The sequence below is a fragment of the Streptomyces pinistramenti genome (genome assembly GCF_020564935.1).
Lineage (GTDB): Bacteria > Actinomycetota > Actinomycetes > Streptomycetales > Streptomycetaceae > Streptomyces > Streptomyces pinistramenti.
Window position 1 is genome coordinate 25301 of sequence record NZ_JAJCXB010000032.1, and the last position, 16014, is coordinate 41314.

The window sequence follows — 16014 nt, forward strand, 5'->3', positions numbered from 1 at the left end:
CGCGGCGATGCGTGGAAGGCCCTTCCGGCCGGGCCTCCGGTCTCTTCACGGTCTTTCATTGGTCACACTTGTGTCACGGCCAAGGCCGAGGTGTTTACGGTAACTTCCGTCACTCATATGCCCTGCGTGATGCCGCAACCGGGTGGAAAATAATGCAGCCTGAATTCCGTTGTGATCAAATTCCGGACGCGGTAACGGCGGCGGCCCCGGAACCCCAACGCGAGGCAGGAATTCACCCGCCGGGGGATGGCGGATTCCCGCTGTCCGTAGGGCTTTATCGGCCGCTCCACATGGCGCCGATGAGACACATTCCACACACATTTTCCGCACATCACCCCGCCGATCGCGCCGGAGCGCCGCCCGGCGCCCCGCCGGAAGCCCGCCCCCGCCCGGCCTCGCGCCGCACCCATACCACTCCCGCAGAGCGGGCACACACGGGAACACCCCGCCCGGACGAACCGGTGCGGGGTGATTCGCGGCGCAAGGGACGGTGCGATAAGGACGCCCCGTCCGGGCCGCCGGGTCGCCGGTCAGGCCCCCGCTCCCCCGTCGGCCCCGGCCGGGCCCGCGACCCGCAGCGCCAGGTCGTTGTCGAGGGTGTAGTACGGGCCGACCCGCACCTCTCCGGCCGCGGCGGAAACCGGCATCGCGGGGTAGGTGAACACCTGCTTCTTGTCGTGGACGTCGTCCAGCAGGCGGGCGATACGGACCGGCCGCGCGCCCTCGGCGGGACGCAGCCAGAGGTCCCACGGCTCGGTGCCGCGCCGCCAGTGTCCGGCCGGCTCCGCGTACGGCAGCGTGAAGGAGAAGGCGGCGCCCTCCACCGTCAGCGGGACCGTCACGGTGGCGCGCGGGCCGCCGTCCTCCGGGGCGTGGCGGGCACGGGCCTCGGCCTGCGCGCCGGGCCCCGGCGCGGCGCCGTAGAGACGCCCGGAGACCGTCATGCCGTCCGGCTGCACCAGGAGGTCGCCGGCCTCCGCATGCGGGCCGCGCAGCCAGCTGCGCAGCACCATGTTGCCGAGCTTGGTGGCGTACGGGATCCGGACGCCGAGCCGGCCGATGCCCGCCAGGGGACGGCGGTCCACCAGCGACCGCAGGTCGTTGACGCCGGGCAGCAGCCGGCGCGGCGCGCGGCCGTCCCCGAGGTCGGCGTAGACGTTCCAGCGGCCCTCGTCGAGCGCGACGGTGCTGGGGAGCACGGCGCGCAGCCGGCCCGCGCCGTTCGGCCCGAGCGGCAGCCGCACCTCCTCGTCCGCCGCGTCGCCGCGCCGCCGGAGCACCAGCGCCGCGCTCCAGGTGGTGTGCGCGCCCTGGGGAGCGTTCAGGTCGAAGGTGAGACCGCCCGCGGAGTCCGCGATGCAGTCGGCCTTCAGGTCGTCCGCGGTCTCCTCGGTGGTGCGGGCCGCGCCGTGGGCGTCGGCCGCCGCGTCGTCGGATCCGGCCGCGGGCGCTTGCGTCGGGGTGTTCATGCCGTCCGCACCCCTCTCACCGCGGCCACGGCCGCGTCCTTGGTGGCGGATGCGCCGCTCAACAGTGCTCCTCGGGTGCGGTGCAGGGCACCGCGCAGACGGTTGCCGCGCTGCTGCGCGAGCAGGTCGCCGAAGAGCGCTTCGTAGCGCGCGGCGACACGGGCGGGGTCGAAGCGGGCGGCGGCGGTGAGCGCGGCGCGTCCCATCCGACGCCGTGCCGCGTCGTCGTTGATCAGTCCCAGCAGCGCGCCGGCCATCGCCGTGGGGTCGCCGACCGGGACCAGCCGGCCGTCCACCCCGTCGTCGATGATCTCGCCCGGACCGTGCGGGCAGTCGGTGGCGACCACCGGCAGGCCGCAGCGCATCGCCTCCACGATCGTCATCCCGAAGGACTCCAGGCTGGAGGAGACGGCGGCGATGGAGCCCTTGGCCCACTCGGGCTCCAGCGGGCTGGCCGGGCCCATCAGGAACACGTGGTTGTACAGGCCGAGTTCATCGATCAGCGCGCGCAGGGCGGCCTTCTCGACGCCGCCGCCGTAGATCCGCAGCCGCCAGTCGGGGCGTTGGGCGACGACCTCGGCGAAGGCGCGGACGAGGATGTCGTAGCGCTTGACCCGGGCCAGCCGGCCGGCCGCGACGACCCACTTGCCGCTGCCGTCGGCGGGCGCGAGGGCGGGCGCGGGCACGCTGTTGGGCACGGCCTCGATGCGGACGCCGGGCAGCCGCAGCCGACGGCGGTAGGCGGCAGCGTCGGCCTCGGTGACGGTGGTGACCGCGTCCAGCCGGGGGTAGGCGCCGCGCAGTGCCAGCTTGAGCGCCCGGCTGTGGGTGTCGAGGGTGAGGTGCTCCTGGCCGATCCGCAGCACGCCGCGCCGGGTCTGCTTGGCGATGTGCACGTTGAGCCCGGGGCGGGTGCCGACCACCACGTCCGCCTCGATGCGGCGCAGATGCTGGGCGATCCGCCGGTCGGTCAGCTCGCGGTACTGCCCGAAGCGCCCCTCGGCCGCCGGGAAGACCTTCGCCGCACGGCGGTAGGCGGGGTCGGCGCCGTCGTACGTGGGGCTGTCCTCCCGAAGGTCCACGAGATGCCGCAGCCGCACCCGGGGAGCGAGGTCGAAGACCGGGGTGTCACGGTGGCGCAGCACGGAGACGATCTCCACGTCGTGCCGCTCGGACAGCGTGCGCGCGAGATTGAACGTCGTACGGATCGTTCCCCCGATGCCGTAGGCGTTGTGAATCAGGAATGAGATGTGCATCCGTCCCCGTATCCCCTGGTCTCCCGGTCGTCCCTGGCTCTCCGGCGGCCCTCTGGGACACGGCGTCCGTGGCCCGCGCCCGCCCCTCCTGACGGTGCCGCGCATCTGTCAGCTGAACGGTTGGACCATGAACCGAGGTTCCGGGTTGAGGACTTGTGCCAAGTTGTTCCGAAAAAGTTAGGCCATTGGTAGCGATGTGGGGGAACCTCAGGGGCGCGGGGCACCTGTGCTCTTCCGGCATCAGGGCCGGTGGGCGCTCCGGCGCGCGGGGTGACCGGCGCGCTCCCGCTTCACCGCGGCGGGTGACGCGCTCGGCGATGCAGCCCCAGGGCCACCGGACGTCGGCGCAGGGGAACGGAGCGTGGCTCCCCGGAGAGGCCGGCGGGCGGGCGCCGCGGGGGCGTCGGCAGGCACAGCAGCAGCGCGACGGCGAGCACGGTGAACACCCTGCGGAGCAACGGAACTTGAGTACGGCAGGACAGAGCCGGCCACGTTGAGCAGCGGCAGCCCTCGCGACGGCCCGCCACCCCTGTGAACAGGCCGTACCCGCCCGCTCGGTGGAGCGGCCGCGGCGCCACCGGCGGGTTGTGCGCAGAAGTTGGCGCTCCGTGAGCGGTTTCGGCACACCTTTCCCGTGTGCGGTGATCGGTTCGATTCCGTTCCGGTCCGCGCGTGACTCCGGCCGCAGATCACCCGTTGTCCTTGTACGAGCCGGGAGACCCCCCGGCAGCCACTCAGAGATCGAGGAGCCACCCGTGCCGCGCATGCTCGACGTCAGCGACGACGTTCGCGCCGAGATCGGTGATGAAGAAGCCGACCGCCTGCTGGCCGGTGGCAACGCCCCCGGCCACTATGACTGCACCTCCTGCCGTACGCCCGGCGACAGCGAGCAGGAGCGCACCAGCACCGTCCTGTTCGTGGGCGAGGAGACCGCGGTGCTCGCCTTCGCGCACGCGACGTGCATTCCTTCGCAGGTCGTCTCCGTATCGGAGGAGCAGCTCAAGGGAGCCGTTCGCTCCATCACCGGAGAGGGCGCCCCGGGACAGGCCGGGCCGCCCGCCACCCCCATCCCCACCAGCGAGCGCCAGGCGACCCTCGGGATCACCTGCGGGCTCGTGCTGGTCGAGGGCGATCTGCGGGCGGCGCTGGTCGTCGAGCCCAGCGGCCCTATCGCCCGCCCGGGATCGATCAGCCTGGACGACGACTTCCTGCCGCTCCTCCTGGAACAGGGCTTCCACCCCGTGACGGATGTGGCCGTACTGCCCGTCCCCAACCCGGGCTGGTCCGCCCTGCTGGCGATGGGCAAGCTCCATGCCGTGCTGCAGCCCGGCAACACCGGCAGCCAGGCGGCCTGGTGGCAGGCGCACCAGCCGCTGGCCGTGTCGGACGGCTGGCGCGCCGCCGCCACCAAGGCGCAGTCGGTGCTGATGTACGCCGCGCCGTCCGGAGCCATCGGGCACCAGCCGCGGGAGGACCTGATGCGGCAGGCGCTGGAGAAGGCCGCCGCCCGGGGCGAGTTGGTCGCCGGCATGATGCCGCTGGCCGGCACCTGATCCAACCGGCCCCCGATCGCGGGGTGTTCCCGCCACTACGCGCGGTAACACCTCGCAATCAGCCATTTCCGGACCAAAGCCGCATCCCCCGGTCATCGGGGTCGTTGGTGCAGACGTGCACGCATATGACCCCTCCTCCCGCGCCCCTTACCCACACCAGATTCCCGGAATGCGTCCGTCGCAGGACCCCGGGACGCACGGCACCGGCGTCTCGCCCACCCCGATCTACGACGCGCTCTACGCCGAGTACCGCCGGGCCTTCCGCGCGCTGCCCGGCGACCGGTCGGGCGAGGGGGACGGTCCCGACATGCTGCACGGCAACAGGAATTGGAGCCGCACCACGGCATCGCCGGGCAACTGGGAAGTCGTCGCCCGCCAGCCGTACACGCCGCGCGCCGCGCTCCCCGCGCTGCCGCCGGGACGGCGCGACGCCAGGCCGCACGGGCGATGATCAGGCCGTTCCGGCCACGGCGCGGGACGACCGGACCACGACGAACCGGCCGGGGAGATCCCCGGCCGGTTCGTCGTGCCGCTACTTCTTCTTCTGGCCGCGCTTCTCGCGCACCCGGACGGAGATGTGGATCGGCGTCCCGTCGAAGCTGAACTCCTCGCGCAGCCGGCGCTCGACGAAGCGGCGGTAGCCGGCCTCCAGGAAGCCGGAGGCGAAGAGCACGAACCGCGGCGGCTTGGTGCCCGCCTGCGTACCGAAGAGGATGCGCGGCTGCTTGCCGCCCCGGATCGGGTGCGGGTGGGCGGCCACGATCTCGCCGAGGAAGGCGTTCAGCCGCCCGGTGGGGATCCGGGTCTCCCAGCCGGCCAGCGCGGTCTCGATCGCCGGGACCAGCTTCTCCATGTGGCGGCCGGTGCGCGCCGAGACGTTCACCCGCATCGCCCACGGGATCTGCACGAGGTCCCGCTCGATCTCCCGCTCCAGGTAGAAGCGGCGCTCCTCGTCGAGGGTGTCCCACTTGTTGTAGGCGATGACCAGGGCGCGCCCGGCCTCCACCGCCATGGTGATGATCCGCTGGTCCTGCACGCTGATGGATTCGCTGGCGTCGATGAGGACGACGGCGACCTCGGCCTTCTCGACGGCGGCGGCGGTGCGCAGCGAGGCGTAGTAGTCGGCGCCCTCCTGGAGGTGGACGCGGCGGCGGATGCCGGCGGTGTCCACGAACTTCCAGGTCGTGCCGCCCAGTTCGATCAGCTCGTCGACCGGGTCGCGGGTGGTGCCGGCGATCTCGTTGACGACCACCCGCTCCTCGCCTGCGACCTTGTTCAGCAGCGACGACTTGCCGACGTTCGGCCGGCCGATCAGCGCGATGCGGCGGGGGCCGCCGAGCGCGCTGCCGAAGGTCTGCGCGGGCGCCTCGGGCAGCGCGTCCAGGGCGGCGTCGAGCATGTCGCCCGTGCCCCGGCCGTGCAGCGCGGAGACCGGGTACGGCTCGCCCAGGCCCAGCGACCAGAGCATCGCGGCGTCGGCCTCGCCGGAGGCGCCGTCGACCTTGTTGGCGACCAGGACGACGGGCTTGCCCGACCGGCGCAGCAGCTTGACGACGGCTTCGTCGGTGTCGGTCCCGCCGACCTTGGAGTCGACGACGAAGATCACGGCGTCGGCGGCCTCGATGGCGAACTCCGCCTGCATGGCGACGGACGCGTCGATGCCGAGGACGTCCTGCTCCCAGCCGCCGGTGTCGACGACCTTGAAGCGGCGGCCGTTCCAGTCGGCCTCGTAGGTGACGCGGTCGCGGGTGACACCCGGCTTGTCCTCGACGACCGCCTCGCGGCGGCCGATGATGCGGTTCACCAGTGTCGACTTGCCGACGTTGGGACGGCCGACGACGGCGAGTACGGGCAGCGGGCCGTGTCCGGCCGCAGCGATGTCGCCCCCGACCTCCTCGGGGTCGAAGCCCTCCTCCGCGGCAAGCTCCATGAACTCCGCGTACTCGGCGTCGCCAAGCGCACCGTGCTCGTCGCCGGTGTGGGTCTGGTCGTTCATGAAGTCCGTTCCTCGTCCTGCTCATGTGCGGCGTCCGCCGCGTGGCTTCGTCATCGGTGGGCCGCTCGGCGCGGCCCACTACTCAAGTGTCGGTCAGCGCCCGGTCAGGCGCCTGGCCGCTTCCAGGTGGCCGGTGAGCCGCTCCTGGATCCGCACGGTCGCCTCGTCCAGCGCCTTGCGGGTGCGCCGCCCCGATCCGTCGCCCGCATCGAAGGCGTCACCGAAGACGACATCGATCCGGCCGCGCAGGGGCGGTATCGCCGGGATGAGCCGGCTGCTGCGTTCCGTACTGCCGAGCACCGCCACCGGGACGACCGGCGCGCCGGAGCGCACGGCGAAGTATGCGAGGCCGGCCCGCAGCGAGGCGAAATCGCCTTCGCCCCGGGTGCCCTCGGGGAAGATGCCCAGGGCACCGCCCTCTTCCAGCACCCCGAGCGCGTCGGTGATCGCCTTGCGGTCGGTGGTGGTGCGGTCGACCTTCAGCTGTCCGATCCCGCGCAGGAACGGGTCCAGCGGGCCGACGAACGCTTCCTTCTTGATCAGGAAGTGCACCGGCCGGGGTGCGGTGCCCATCAGCATCGGGCCGTCGATGCCGTGCGCGTGATTGACCGCGAGGATCACCGGGCCCGCGGACGGTACCCGCCAGGCGCCCAGCACCCGCGGCTTCCACAGCCCGTACATCAGGCCGATGCCGATCCGCCGGCCGACCGCGGCACCCGCCGGGCTCGGCGCCTGGCTGCGCTGCGGACGGCGGGCCGCGCCTGCTTCGGGCGCCCTGCCGCTGCCGGTCACCGCGCGACCCGCCCCGCCTTTTCGGCGCCCGCGCCCTCGATGAGGGTGACCACGCATTCGATGACCTGCTCCAGCGTCAGCTCCGTGGTGTCCACCTCGACGGCGTCGTCGGCCTTGGCCAGCGGCGAGGTCTTGCGGGAGGAGTCGGCGGTGTCCCGCTTGATCAGGGCCTCGCGGGTGGCCGCCAGGTCGGAGGCTTCCTTGCCCTTCAGCTCGCCACTGCGGCGGGCCGCCCGCGCCTCGGCGGACGCGGTCAGGAACACCTTGAGGTCGGCGTCGGGCAGCACCGTGATGCCGATGTCGCGGCCCTCCACGACGATGCCGTTCGGGGCCTCTGCGGCGATGGAACGCTGGAGGTCGGTGATCCGGGTGCGCACCTCGGGGACGGCGCTGACCGCGCTGACCGCGGCGGTGACCTCCTGGGTGCGGATCGGGCCCGCCGCGTCCAGGCCGTCGACCGAGATGGTCGGGGCGGCCGGGTCCGTACCGGAGGCGATCACGGGCTTGGCGCTGGCATCGGCGACGGCCACCGCGTCGTCGACGTCGATGCCGTTGGAGAGCATCCACCAGGTGATCGCGCGGTACTGGGCGCCGGTGTCCAGGTAGCCGAGGCCGAGCTTGGCCGCGACGGCCTTGGACGTGCTGGACTTGCCCGTGCCAGCGGGGCCGTCGATGGCGACAATCACTGCAGCCGGGGCGGTCCGGGCGGCGGTTTCCACGGTGACGAACACCTTTCTGGTTACACGGGGCGGGGGTCCTGGGCCGAACGGGCCTCGCTCAAGGTTACTGGCTCCCCCGCGCCCCGTGGTCCACGGTGTCACTGCCGGATGGACCAGCCCCGCTCGCGCAGCTCCGCGGTCAGTACCGGCACCGCGGCGGGCTCGACCATCAGCTGGATGAATCCGGCCTGCTGGCCGGTGGCGTGCTCGATGCGGACGTCCTCGATGTTGACCCCGGCGCGGCCGGCGTCGGCGAAGATCCGGGCCAGCTCGCCCGGCTGGTCACCGATGTGGACGGCGACGTTCTCGTACACGGCGGGGGCCGCGCCGTGCTTGCCCGGCACCCGCTCCCGCCCGGCGTTGCCGCGCCGCAGGACGTCCTCGATGCCGCCGGCGCCGTCGGCCCGCTTCTCCTCGTCGGCGGCCTCCAGGGCACGCAGCGCGCGCACCGTCTCGTCCAGGTCGGCCGCCACCTCGGACAGCACCTCGGCGACCGGGCCCGGATTCGCGGACAGGATGTCGATCCACATGCCGGGATCGGACGCCGCGATCCGCGTCACATCCCTGACGCCCTGGCCGCACAGCCGTACGGCGGTCTCGTCGGCGCCCTCCAGGCGGGCGGCGACGAGGCTGGAGACCAGCTGCGGGGTGTGCGAGACGAGGGCGACGGCGCGGTCGTGCGCGTCCGCGTCCATCACGACCGGGACCGCGCGGCACAGCGCGACCAGTTCCAGCGCGAGGTTGAGCACCTCGGTGTCGCCGTCCTTGCCCGGGGTCAGCACCCAGGGCCGGCCCTCGAAGAGGTCGGCGGTGGCCGCGAGCGGCCCGGAGCGCTCCTTGCCCGCCATCGGGTGCGTACCGAGGTAGCAGGACAGGTCGCAGCCCAGCGCCTCCAGCTGGCGGCGCGGGCCGCCCTTGACGCTGGCGACGTCGAGGTAGGCGCGGGCCGCACCCCGCCGTATCGCGTCCGCCAGCGCGGCCGCCACATGGGCGGGCGGGACGGCGACGATCACCAGGTCGACCGGGCCCGGGGGCGGTTCGGCGATGCCGGCGCCGAGGGCCGCGGCCGTACGCGCCTGGTCGGGGTCGTGGTCCTCCAGGAAGACCTGCACCCCGCGGGCGTGCAGGGCGAGCGCGGCCGAGGTGCCGATCAGGCCCGTTCCGATGACGAGTGCGCTTCTCACTGGGCGATGTCCTTTCGCAGCGCGGCGGTGGCGCCGAGGTACACATGGGAGATCCGGGCCTTGGGCAGCCCGGTCTCGACATGGGCGAGCACCCGCACCACGCGCTCCATGGCCCCGGGAACATCCATCTCCTGGGCACATATCAACGGCACGTCCGTGATTCCCAGACGGCGGGCGGCGGCGGCCGGGAAGTCGCTGTGCAGATCGGGGGTGGCGGTGAACCAGACGCTGATCAGGTCGTCCGGGAGCAGGCTGTTGCGCTCCAGGACGGCGGTGAGCAGCTCGGTGACCCGCTCGTGCATGTGCCCGGAATCGTCCCGGTCCAGCTGGACGGCCCCGCGGACCGCTCGTACGCTCACGTCCCTGCTCCCTGCGTCTGACCTGCCCGCGCACCTCTGCACGCCGATCAAGCGTATCCAGCCCCACCGACAGCCGTGCCCGGCAGCCGCCCACCGGGACGCACGACCGCCCACCGCCCGGAATTCCGGGTGACAGCCGCCCCGCCCTGCGGCCACACTCGGCGCCATGCCACCTTCCGATGCCGCAGGTCACGCCCTTGTCGCCGGGCACACCGTCTACTCCTGCGTGATGGGCTCGCGCGCCTTCGGACTGGCCGTCGAGGGCAGCGACACCGACCGGCGCGGGGTGTATCTCGCGCCCGCCGAGCTGTTCTGGCGCTTCGAGAAGCCGCCGTCGCACGTGTCGGGCCCGCGCGAGGAGGAGTTCTCCTGGGAGCTGGAGCGGTTCTGCGCGCTGGGGCTGCGCTCCGATCCGAACGTTCTGGAGTGTCTCCACTCGCCGCTGGTGGAACGGATCGACGCCACCGGACGCGAGCTGCTGGACCTGCGCGGCGCCTTCCTGTCCCGGCAGCTCCACCGCACCTTCGCCGGGTTCGCCGCCTCGCAGTTCACGAAGCTGCGGGCGGACGTCCGCCGGGAGGGCGCGCCGCGCTGGAAGCACGCCATGCATCTGCTGCGGGCCCTGGCCTGCTGCCGTGACGTCCTGCGCAACGGCGCCCTGACGACGGACGTGGGGCAGGCCCGCGCACAGCTGCTCGCGGTCCGGCGCGGCGAGCTGTCCTGGGACGAGGTGACACGGCGGATGGCGGCGCTGACCGATGAGGCCGCGGCGGCGGTGTCCGGCTCCCCGCTCCCCGACGAGCCGGACCGGGCCCGGGTGGAGGACTTCCTCGTCAGAGCCCGGCGGGCGTCACTTCCTGGTACCGGGTGAGCGGGGCCCTGCGGCCCCGTCACGTGAGCCTCACCCGTCCCAGGCCGCGCCCAGCGCCAGCAGGTCGTCGCGGTACTCGATGCGGTCGGCCCACTCGTCGGGCCAGGCCCCGGCCCCCAGGCACGCGCCCGCGAACGCCCCGGTGAGGCAGGCGATCGAGTCGGAGTCGCCGGAGGTGCAGGCGGCCCGGCGGAGCGCGGTGAGCGGCTCGTCCGGGAAGAGCAGGAAGCACAGCAGGCCGGTGGCGAGCGCCTCCTCGGCGATCCAGCCCGCGCCGGTGGCCAGGCAGGGATCGGCCTCCGCGTCCGGCGCCCGCAAGGCCGCGTCCAGCCGGTCGAGCACGCCGATGCACTCGTCCCAGCCGCGGGCGGCGAACGCCGCGGGGGACGGGTCCTGGGCGCGCCGCCACAGGTCGCCGAGCCAGTCCTCCTGGTAGCCGGTGCGCCGGTCGCGCGCGTGATCGCGCAGCAGCCCGGTCAGCTCGGCGGGCCGGGCACCGGCGGCCAGGACCTGCACGGCGTACGCAGTCAGCTCACTGGCGGCGAGCGCCGTCGGGTGGCCGTGGGTCAGCGCGGACTGCAACTGTGCCGCACCGGCCCGCTGCTGGGGGCTCAGTCCGGGTGCCAGGCCGATCGGCGCGACCCGCATGTTGGCGCCACAGCCCTTGGATCCCATCCTGCTGGCCTCCGCCCAAGGCCGTTCCGTCGCGCTCAGCACCTGGCAGGCGGTGAGGCAGGTGGTGCCCGGCGCACGGTTGTTGTCCGGTGAACGCCACCAGGCGACGTACTCCTCGCGGAGCGGGCGCTCCAGGCTCTGCGGGGTGAGCGGGCCGCGTGCCATGGCGGTGCGCAGCCCGCGGCCCAGGGCCAGCGTCATCTGGGTGTCGTCGCTGACCTGCGCGGGCTCGGGCAGCGTCAGCCGCCGCCAGGGCCCGTACCGCGCCAGGATCGACGGGACGTCGTCGAACTCGGTGGGATAGCCGAGTGCGTCCCCGAGAGCGAGCCCGATCAGCGCGCCGGTTGCTGCGGTCCCCATGAAAACCACCCCTTAATCGTCACAATGACAATAAGGGGTGGTGATCTTCCCCGGCAAGCCGCCGGCGGCCGGGATCAGGGGGTCAGCCGCTTACAGCTCGACCTCGCGCATCAGCATGCCGACCTCGGTGTTGGTCATCCGGCGCAGCCAGCCGGACTTCTGGTCGCCCAGCGGGATCGGCCCGAAGCTCGTACGGACCAGCCGCTCGACCGGGAATCCGGCCTCCGCGAGCATCCGGCGGACGATGTGCTTCCGGCCCTCGTGGAGGGTCACCTCGACGAGATAGTTCTTGCCGGTGTTCTCCACCACCCGGAAGTGGTCGGCGCGGGCGTAGCCGTCCTCCAGCTGGATGCCGTCCTTGAGCTGCTTGCCCAGGTCACGCGGGAGCGGGCCCTGGATCGCGGCGAGGTAGGTCTTCTTGACGCCGTAGCGCGGGTGGGTCAGACGGTGGGCCAGCTCGCCGTGGTTGGTGAGCAGGATGATGCCCTCGGTCTCGGTGTCCAGCCGGCCGACGTGGAAGAGCCGCGTCTCACGGTTGGTGACGTAGTCGCCCAGGCACTGCCGGCCGTCCGGGTCCTCCATGGTGGAGACGACGCCGGCCGGCTTGTTCAGCGCGAAGAAGAGGTACGACTGGGTGGCGACCGTCAGGCCGTCGACCTTGATCTCGTCCTTCTGCGGATCGACGCGGACGCCCTGCTCCATGACGATCTCGCCGTTGACCTCGACGCGCGCCTGGTCGATCAGCTCCTCGCAGGCCCGCCGCGAGCCCATGCCGGCCCTGGCGAGCACCTTCTGGAGCCGCTCGCCCTCCTCCTCACCGAAGGTCTTGGGGGTCTTGACCTGCGGCTTGTTGTGGCGGGCGCGGTTGCGCTCCTCGATCTTGGCGTCCAGCTCGCGGGGCCGCGAAGGCGCCTGGCCGCGCTGCGGCCCGCCCTTGGCACCGGGACGTGCCCCCTTGGAGGCGGCACCCGTACGCGGACCGCCCTTGGCGCCGCCACGGGCCGCAGCGCCCCGGCTGCCGCCGCTCTTCGGGGCACCGCCCTTGCGGTCGTCGCCGCTCTTCGGGGCGCCCCTGCGCTCGTCGCCACGGCCGGCTGAGCCGCCCTGCCCACCGGATCCGCCCACGTCGTAGCGGCGCTCCTCGGGACGGGGACGTCCCGCGCGCTTCTGCTGGTCGTCGCGGCCCCCCGTACCCGAACGCCGGCGGTCGCCGCCGGCGCCCGCGCTCCCGTTGTTCCGGTTTCCGCTGTTCCTGCCGCTGCTTCGCATCAATGATCCGTCTGAGAGTCGCCGCTGTCGTCTACGTCGAACGACGGGATACCTTCCGGGGAGTCGCCCTCGACCGCGTCCGCCTCCGGGAGGAACGGTGCGAGCTGCGGGAGCTCTTCCAGGCCGCGCAGGCCCATCCGCTCCAGAAAGTAATTCGTCGTCCTGTACAGGATCGCACCTGTTTCAGGTTCCGTCCCCGCCTCCTCCACGAGTCCGCGCTGGAGGAGTGTGCGCATCACGCCGTCACAGTTCACCCCGCGAACGGCCGAAACCCGGGAACGGCTGACCGGCTGACGGTACGCGACCACGGCCAGAGTCTCCAATGCGGCCTGCGTGAGCCGTGCGGTCTGGCCGTCCAGGACGAAGCTCTCGACCGCTTCCGCGTAGGCGGCACGGGAGTAGAAACGCCAGCCGCCGGCCACCGGCCGCAGGTCGAATCCGCGGCCCTGGCGCGCGTAGTCGGCGGCCAGCTCACGCAGCGCGAGCGCCACCGCGCGGCGCGGCCGCTGCAACACCCTGGCCAGGTGTTCCTCGGTCGCCGGCTCGTCGACGACCATCAGGACGGCCTCCAGCGCGGGCTTCAGCTCCAGCTCGGCGACGCCCAGCGCCCCGGCCGGCGCCGCGGGCCGCCCCCCACCCGCGCTCCCCTCGATGTCATACGCCCCGTCGGCCCCGCTCACGCCCGTGCCACCTCTTCCGCATCGTCGGACTCCGCATCCCCGGGCCGCTCCTGCTGCCCCGGTTCCCTGTCGAACTCGTCCGTCACCACCGGGACGGCGTCCGCCGCGCCCGTCCACCGGACCGTGAGCGCCCCCAGGGCCTCCTCCTGGTCCAGCGCCACCACCCGCTCCCGGTAGAGCTCCAGCAGGGCCAGGAAACGCGCCACGACGGTGAGGGTGTCGGGCGCCCCGGCGACCAGTTCCTGGAAGCTGCGCTCGCCCGCCTCCCGCAGCAGCGCCATCACCACATCGGCCTGCTCACGCACGCTCACCAGCGGCGCGTGGATGTGGTCGACGTAGACCTGCGGCCTGGCCTTCGGCTGCATCGCCTTGACCGCCAGCTTCGCGAAACCCTCGGGGCCGATGCTGAGGGCGACCTCGGGCAGCAGCTCGGCGTGCTCCGGTTCCAGGCCGACGGTCCGCGGGTACCTGCGGGCCTCGTCGGCCAGCCGGCCGCTGAAGATGTCCGCGATCCGCTTGTAGGCGCGGTACTGGAGCAGCCGCGCGAACAGCAGGTCGCGGGCTTCGAGGAGCGCCAGATCGGCCTCGTCCTCCACCTTGGCGACGGGCAGCAGCCGGGCGGCCTTCAGATCCAGCAGCGTCGCGGCGACGACCAGGAACTCGGTGGTCTGGTCGAGATCCCAGTCCGCCCCCATGGCCCGGATGTGCGCCATGAACTCGTCCGTCACCTGGGAGAGCGCGACCTCCGTGACGTCCAGCTTGTGCTTCGAGATCAGCTGGAGGAGCAGGTCGAAGGGGCCCTCGAAGTTGTCCAGCCGGACGGTGAACCTGCCGTCACCGGCCGGTGCCGGAGCCTCGGGGACACCGGACTCACCTGCCGTGTCCCCGGGGGCCGACGGCGGCTCCCCGGCCTGCTCGGCGTCCGGCCGCCGGCCGAGTGGACGGCGCGGGGCGCGCGGGGAAGGGGTGTCGTGGTGGGGCGTCGGCATCGTGGTCCATGGTGCTGCGGTTCCCGCGCCTGGGGCAGCGGGCTGGTGAGGGCGTCAGGCCCGGGAAAAGGAGGCTATCCCGTCGGACCCGGCCCCCTGGAACGCGCCGCGCGGCCGGGCCCCGACGGGCATCGGCCGCGCTTCTCCGGCGTTCCGGGCCGCCGGCACGCGGCCCCTGTGGTGACCGACGTCACCGGCGTACGGGCGCCTAGCGCCCCCGCAGCCGCCGCACCAGGATGCTGGCGTCGCCGCGCGATTCCAGGTCGGCGAGGACGACGGCGACCGCCTCGCGGACGATCCGGCCGCGGTCGACGGCGAGGCCGTGCTCGCCGCGCAGCACCAGGCGGGCGTGTTCGAGGTCCATGAGCTCCTCGGCGGAGACATAGACGGTGATCTTCTCGTCGTGCCGTTCCCGGCCGCTGGGGCGCCGGTTGGCGCCGCGGCCACCCCCGCGCCTGCGGCCCTGCCCGCCGGCCTGCACAGCCGCGGCGGCCGCGTCCTGCCCTGCCGCCTGGCCTTCCTGCCTGCGGTGGCCCTGCGGGCCTTCCTGGCCCGTCTCGCGTCCGTTGTGCTCGGCCGGAGCCGCCGTGCGCGCCGTGTCCGCTCCCCCGTCAGCCGCGTCCGTGCCGCCCCGTGGTCCCGCCGGGGGCGCTTCCGCCACCGGGTCGGCCTCGCCGGCCGGGGACGGCACGCGGGGGCTGTCGCCGCCCGCGGTGGAGCCGTTCGCCGGGCGGCGGGGCGAGGAGGACTGCAGGCCCATGCCCCCGGTGGTACGGAACAGTTCGTCGGCTCCCGGCAGACTCACTCGGCGTGACACCGGGCGAGCACCTCCCTGGCAAGCTGGCGATAGGCGGCGGCACCCACGGAGTTGGACGCGTACGTGGTGATCGGCTCGCCCGCGACGGTGGTCTCGGGGAAGCGGACCGTACGGCCGATGACGGTGTGGTAGACGTGCTCGTCGAAGGCTTCCACGACGCGCGCCAGGACCTCACGGCTGTGCACGGTGCGGGAGTCGTACATCGTCGCCAGGATGCCGTCCAGTTCCAGCTCGGGGTTGAGCCGCTCCTGGACCTTCTCGATCGTCTCGGTGAGCAGCGCGACACCACGCAGCGCGAAGAACTCGCACTCCAGCGGCACGATGACCTTGTGAGCCGCCGTCAGGGCGTTGACCGTGAGCAGACCCAGCGAGGGCTGGCAGTCGATGACGATGTAGTCGTAGTCGGCGAGCAGCGGCTTGAGCGCCCGCTGCAATGTCGACTCGCGCGCGACCTCACTGACCAACTGCACCTCTGCCGCAGACAAATCGATATTGCTGGGCAGCAGGTCCATGTTGGGGACCGCGGTCTTGAGCAGCACCTCGTCGGCCGACATGCCCCGCTCCATGAGCAGGTTGTAGACCGTCAGGTCCAGCTCCATCGGGTTGACGCCGAGGCCGACCGACAGGGCGCCCTGCGGGTCGAAGTCGACGAGCAGCACCCGGCGGCCGTACTCGGCGAGTGCGGCCCCCAGGTTGATGGTCGAGGTGGTCTTGCCGACCCCGCCCTTCTGGTTGCACATCGCGATGATCTTGGCTGGGCCGTGCTCCGACAACGGTCCCGGAATCGGGAAGTACGGCAGCGGACGCCCGGTCGGGCCGACCCGCTCGCGGCGCTGGCGGGCAGCGTCCGGAGCGAGCGTCGCCGCGTACTCGGGGTCCGGCTCGTACTCCGCGTCCGGATCGTAGAAATGCCCCTTGGGCAGGTCGTCGTAGTCGGCGAGACGGGCGGGTTCTCCACTGCCCCGGTCGCCGGCCATGGCGTTCACGTGATGGCCGTCCATGCTCTGGTGGGCTGTCGTGGTCGT

General features: G+C 72.8%; 16 protein-coding genes. 3 read left to right on the plus strand and 13 right to left on the minus strand.

What is annotated here, in order from left to right; genetic code table 11:
• Nucleotides 1-530: 530 nt before the first annotated feature.
• Both LIU39_RS21300 and LIU39_RS21305 read right to left on the minus strand, forming a co-directional pair.
• A complete protein-coding gene (locus LIU39_RS21300; RefSeq protein ID WP_227048411.1) occupies nt 531-1469 on the minus strand; it encodes a hypothetical protein in 939 nt (312 codons plus the stop codon).
• Nucleotides 1466-2725 (minus strand): glycosyltransferase family 4 protein, encoded by a 1260-nt coding sequence (locus LIU39_RS21305; protein WP_227048412.1) that lies wholly within the window; start codon nt 2723-2725, stop codon nt 1466-1468. The genes LIU39_RS21300 and LIU39_RS21305 overlap by 4 nt, the downstream gene beginning before the upstream one ends.
• A gap of 755 nt (nt 2726-3480) precedes the next feature.
• On the opposite strand from LIU39_RS21305, the gene LIU39_RS21310 reads away from it, so the two are divergent.
• Together LIU39_RS21310 and LIU39_RS21315 are read left to right on the plus strand one after the other, a co-directional pair.
• A complete protein-coding gene (locus LIU39_RS21310; RefSeq protein WP_227048413.1) occupies nt 3481-4278 on the plus strand; it encodes a DUF8842 C-terminal domain-containing protein in 798 nt (265 codons plus the stop codon).
• A gap of 169 nt (nt 4279-4447) precedes the next feature.
• Nucleotides 4448-4729: a hypothetical protein gene (locus tag LIU39_RS21315; protein ID WP_227048414.1), complete on the plus strand. Its 282-nt coding sequence runs from the start codon at nt 4448-4450 to the stop codon at nt 4727-4729.
• Nucleotides 4730-4810: 81 nt separating this feature from the next.
• Here LIU39_RS21315 and der read toward each other — a convergent pair whose 3' ends face one another.
• The 5 genes from der to aroH form a co-directional block, all read right to left on the minus strand.
• The gene (der, locus tag LIU39_RS21320) at nt 4811-6274 is read right to left on the minus strand and encodes a ribosome biogenesis GTPase Der (RefSeq protein WP_227048415.1); all 1464 of its coding nucleotides are present in this window, start codon (nt 6272-6274) and stop codon (nt 4811-4813) included.
• A 93-nt stretch (nt 6275-6367) separates the two neighbouring features.
• Nucleotides 6368-6955, minus strand: a complete 588-nt coding sequence (locus LIU39_RS21325; RefSeq protein ID WP_227048452.1) for a lysophospholipid acyltransferase family protein — start codon at nt 6953-6955, stop codon at nt 6368-6370.
• A 107-nt stretch (nt 6956-7062) separates the two neighbouring features.
• The gene (gene cmk, locus LIU39_RS21330) at nt 7063-7797 is read right to left on the minus strand and encodes a (d)CMP kinase (RefSeq protein WP_227048416.1); all 735 of its coding nucleotides are present in this window, start codon (nt 7795-7797) and stop codon (nt 7063-7065) included.
• 86 nt (nt 7798-7883) lie between these two features.
• On the minus strand, nt 7884-8969 hold the full coding sequence (locus LIU39_RS21335) for a prephenate dehydrogenase (RefSeq protein ID WP_227048417.1): 1086 nt from the start codon (nt 8967-8969) through the stop codon (nt 7884-7886).
• Nucleotides 8966-9328 carry a chorismate mutase gene (aroH, locus tag LIU39_RS21340; RefSeq protein ID WP_227048418.1) on the minus strand — a complete coding sequence of 121 codons (363 nt, stop codon included), beginning with the start codon at nt 9326-9328 and terminating at the stop codon, nt 8966-8968. The genes LIU39_RS21335 and aroH overlap by 4 nt, the downstream gene beginning before the upstream one ends.
• A gap of 166 nt (nt 9329-9494) precedes the next feature.
• Between aroH and LIU39_RS21345 the strand changes: the two genes are divergently transcribed.
• The gene (locus tag LIU39_RS21345) at nt 9495-10199 is read left to right on the plus strand and encodes a nucleotidyltransferase domain-containing protein (protein ID WP_227048419.1); all 705 of its coding nucleotides are present in this window, start codon (nt 9495-9497) and stop codon (nt 10197-10199) included.
• Nucleotides 10200-10229: 30 nt separating this feature from the next.
• Here LIU39_RS21345 and LIU39_RS21350 read toward each other — a convergent pair whose 3' ends face one another.
• The 6 genes from LIU39_RS21350 to LIU39_RS21375 all read right to left on the minus strand — a co-directional run bounded on the left by LIU39_RS21350 (nt 10230) and on the right by LIU39_RS21375 (nt 15990).
• Nucleotides 10230-11234, minus strand: coding sequence for an ADP-ribosylglycohydrolase family protein (locus LIU39_RS21350; RefSeq protein WP_227048420.1), 1005 nt, complete (start codon nt 11232-11234; stop codon nt 10230-10232).
• 90 nt (nt 11235-11324) lie between these two features.
• Nucleotides 11325-12503 carry a pseudouridine synthase gene (locus LIU39_RS21355; protein WP_227048421.1) on the minus strand — a complete coding sequence of 393 codons (1179 nt, stop codon included), beginning with the start codon at nt 12501-12503 and terminating at the stop codon, nt 11325-11327.
• Nucleotides 12503-13183, minus strand: a complete 681-nt coding sequence (gene scpB / locus LIU39_RS21360) for an SMC-Scp complex subunit ScpB (RefSeq protein WP_372463987.1) — start codon at nt 13181-13183, stop codon at nt 12503-12505. Before scpB ends, LIU39_RS21355 begins: the two co-directional genes overlap by 1 nt.
• Nucleotides 13180-14172: a segregation and condensation protein A gene (locus LIU39_RS21365; RefSeq protein WP_227048422.1), complete on the minus strand. Its 993-nt coding sequence runs from the start codon at nt 14170-14172 to the stop codon at nt 13180-13182. The genes scpB and LIU39_RS21365 overlap by 4 nt, the downstream gene beginning before the upstream one ends.
• A 208-nt stretch (nt 14173-14380) precedes the next feature.
• Entirely contained in the window at nt 14381-14989 is a 609-nt protein-coding gene (locus LIU39_RS21370; protein WP_227048423.1) for a hypothetical protein, read from the minus strand.
• Nucleotides 14974-15990 carry a ParA family protein gene (locus tag LIU39_RS21375; RefSeq protein ID WP_227048424.1) on the minus strand — a complete coding sequence of 339 codons (1017 nt, stop codon included), beginning with the start codon at nt 15988-15990 and terminating at the stop codon, nt 14974-14976. Before LIU39_RS21375 ends, LIU39_RS21370 begins: the two co-directional genes overlap by 16 nt.
• Nucleotides 15991-16014 lie beyond the last annotated feature (24 nt).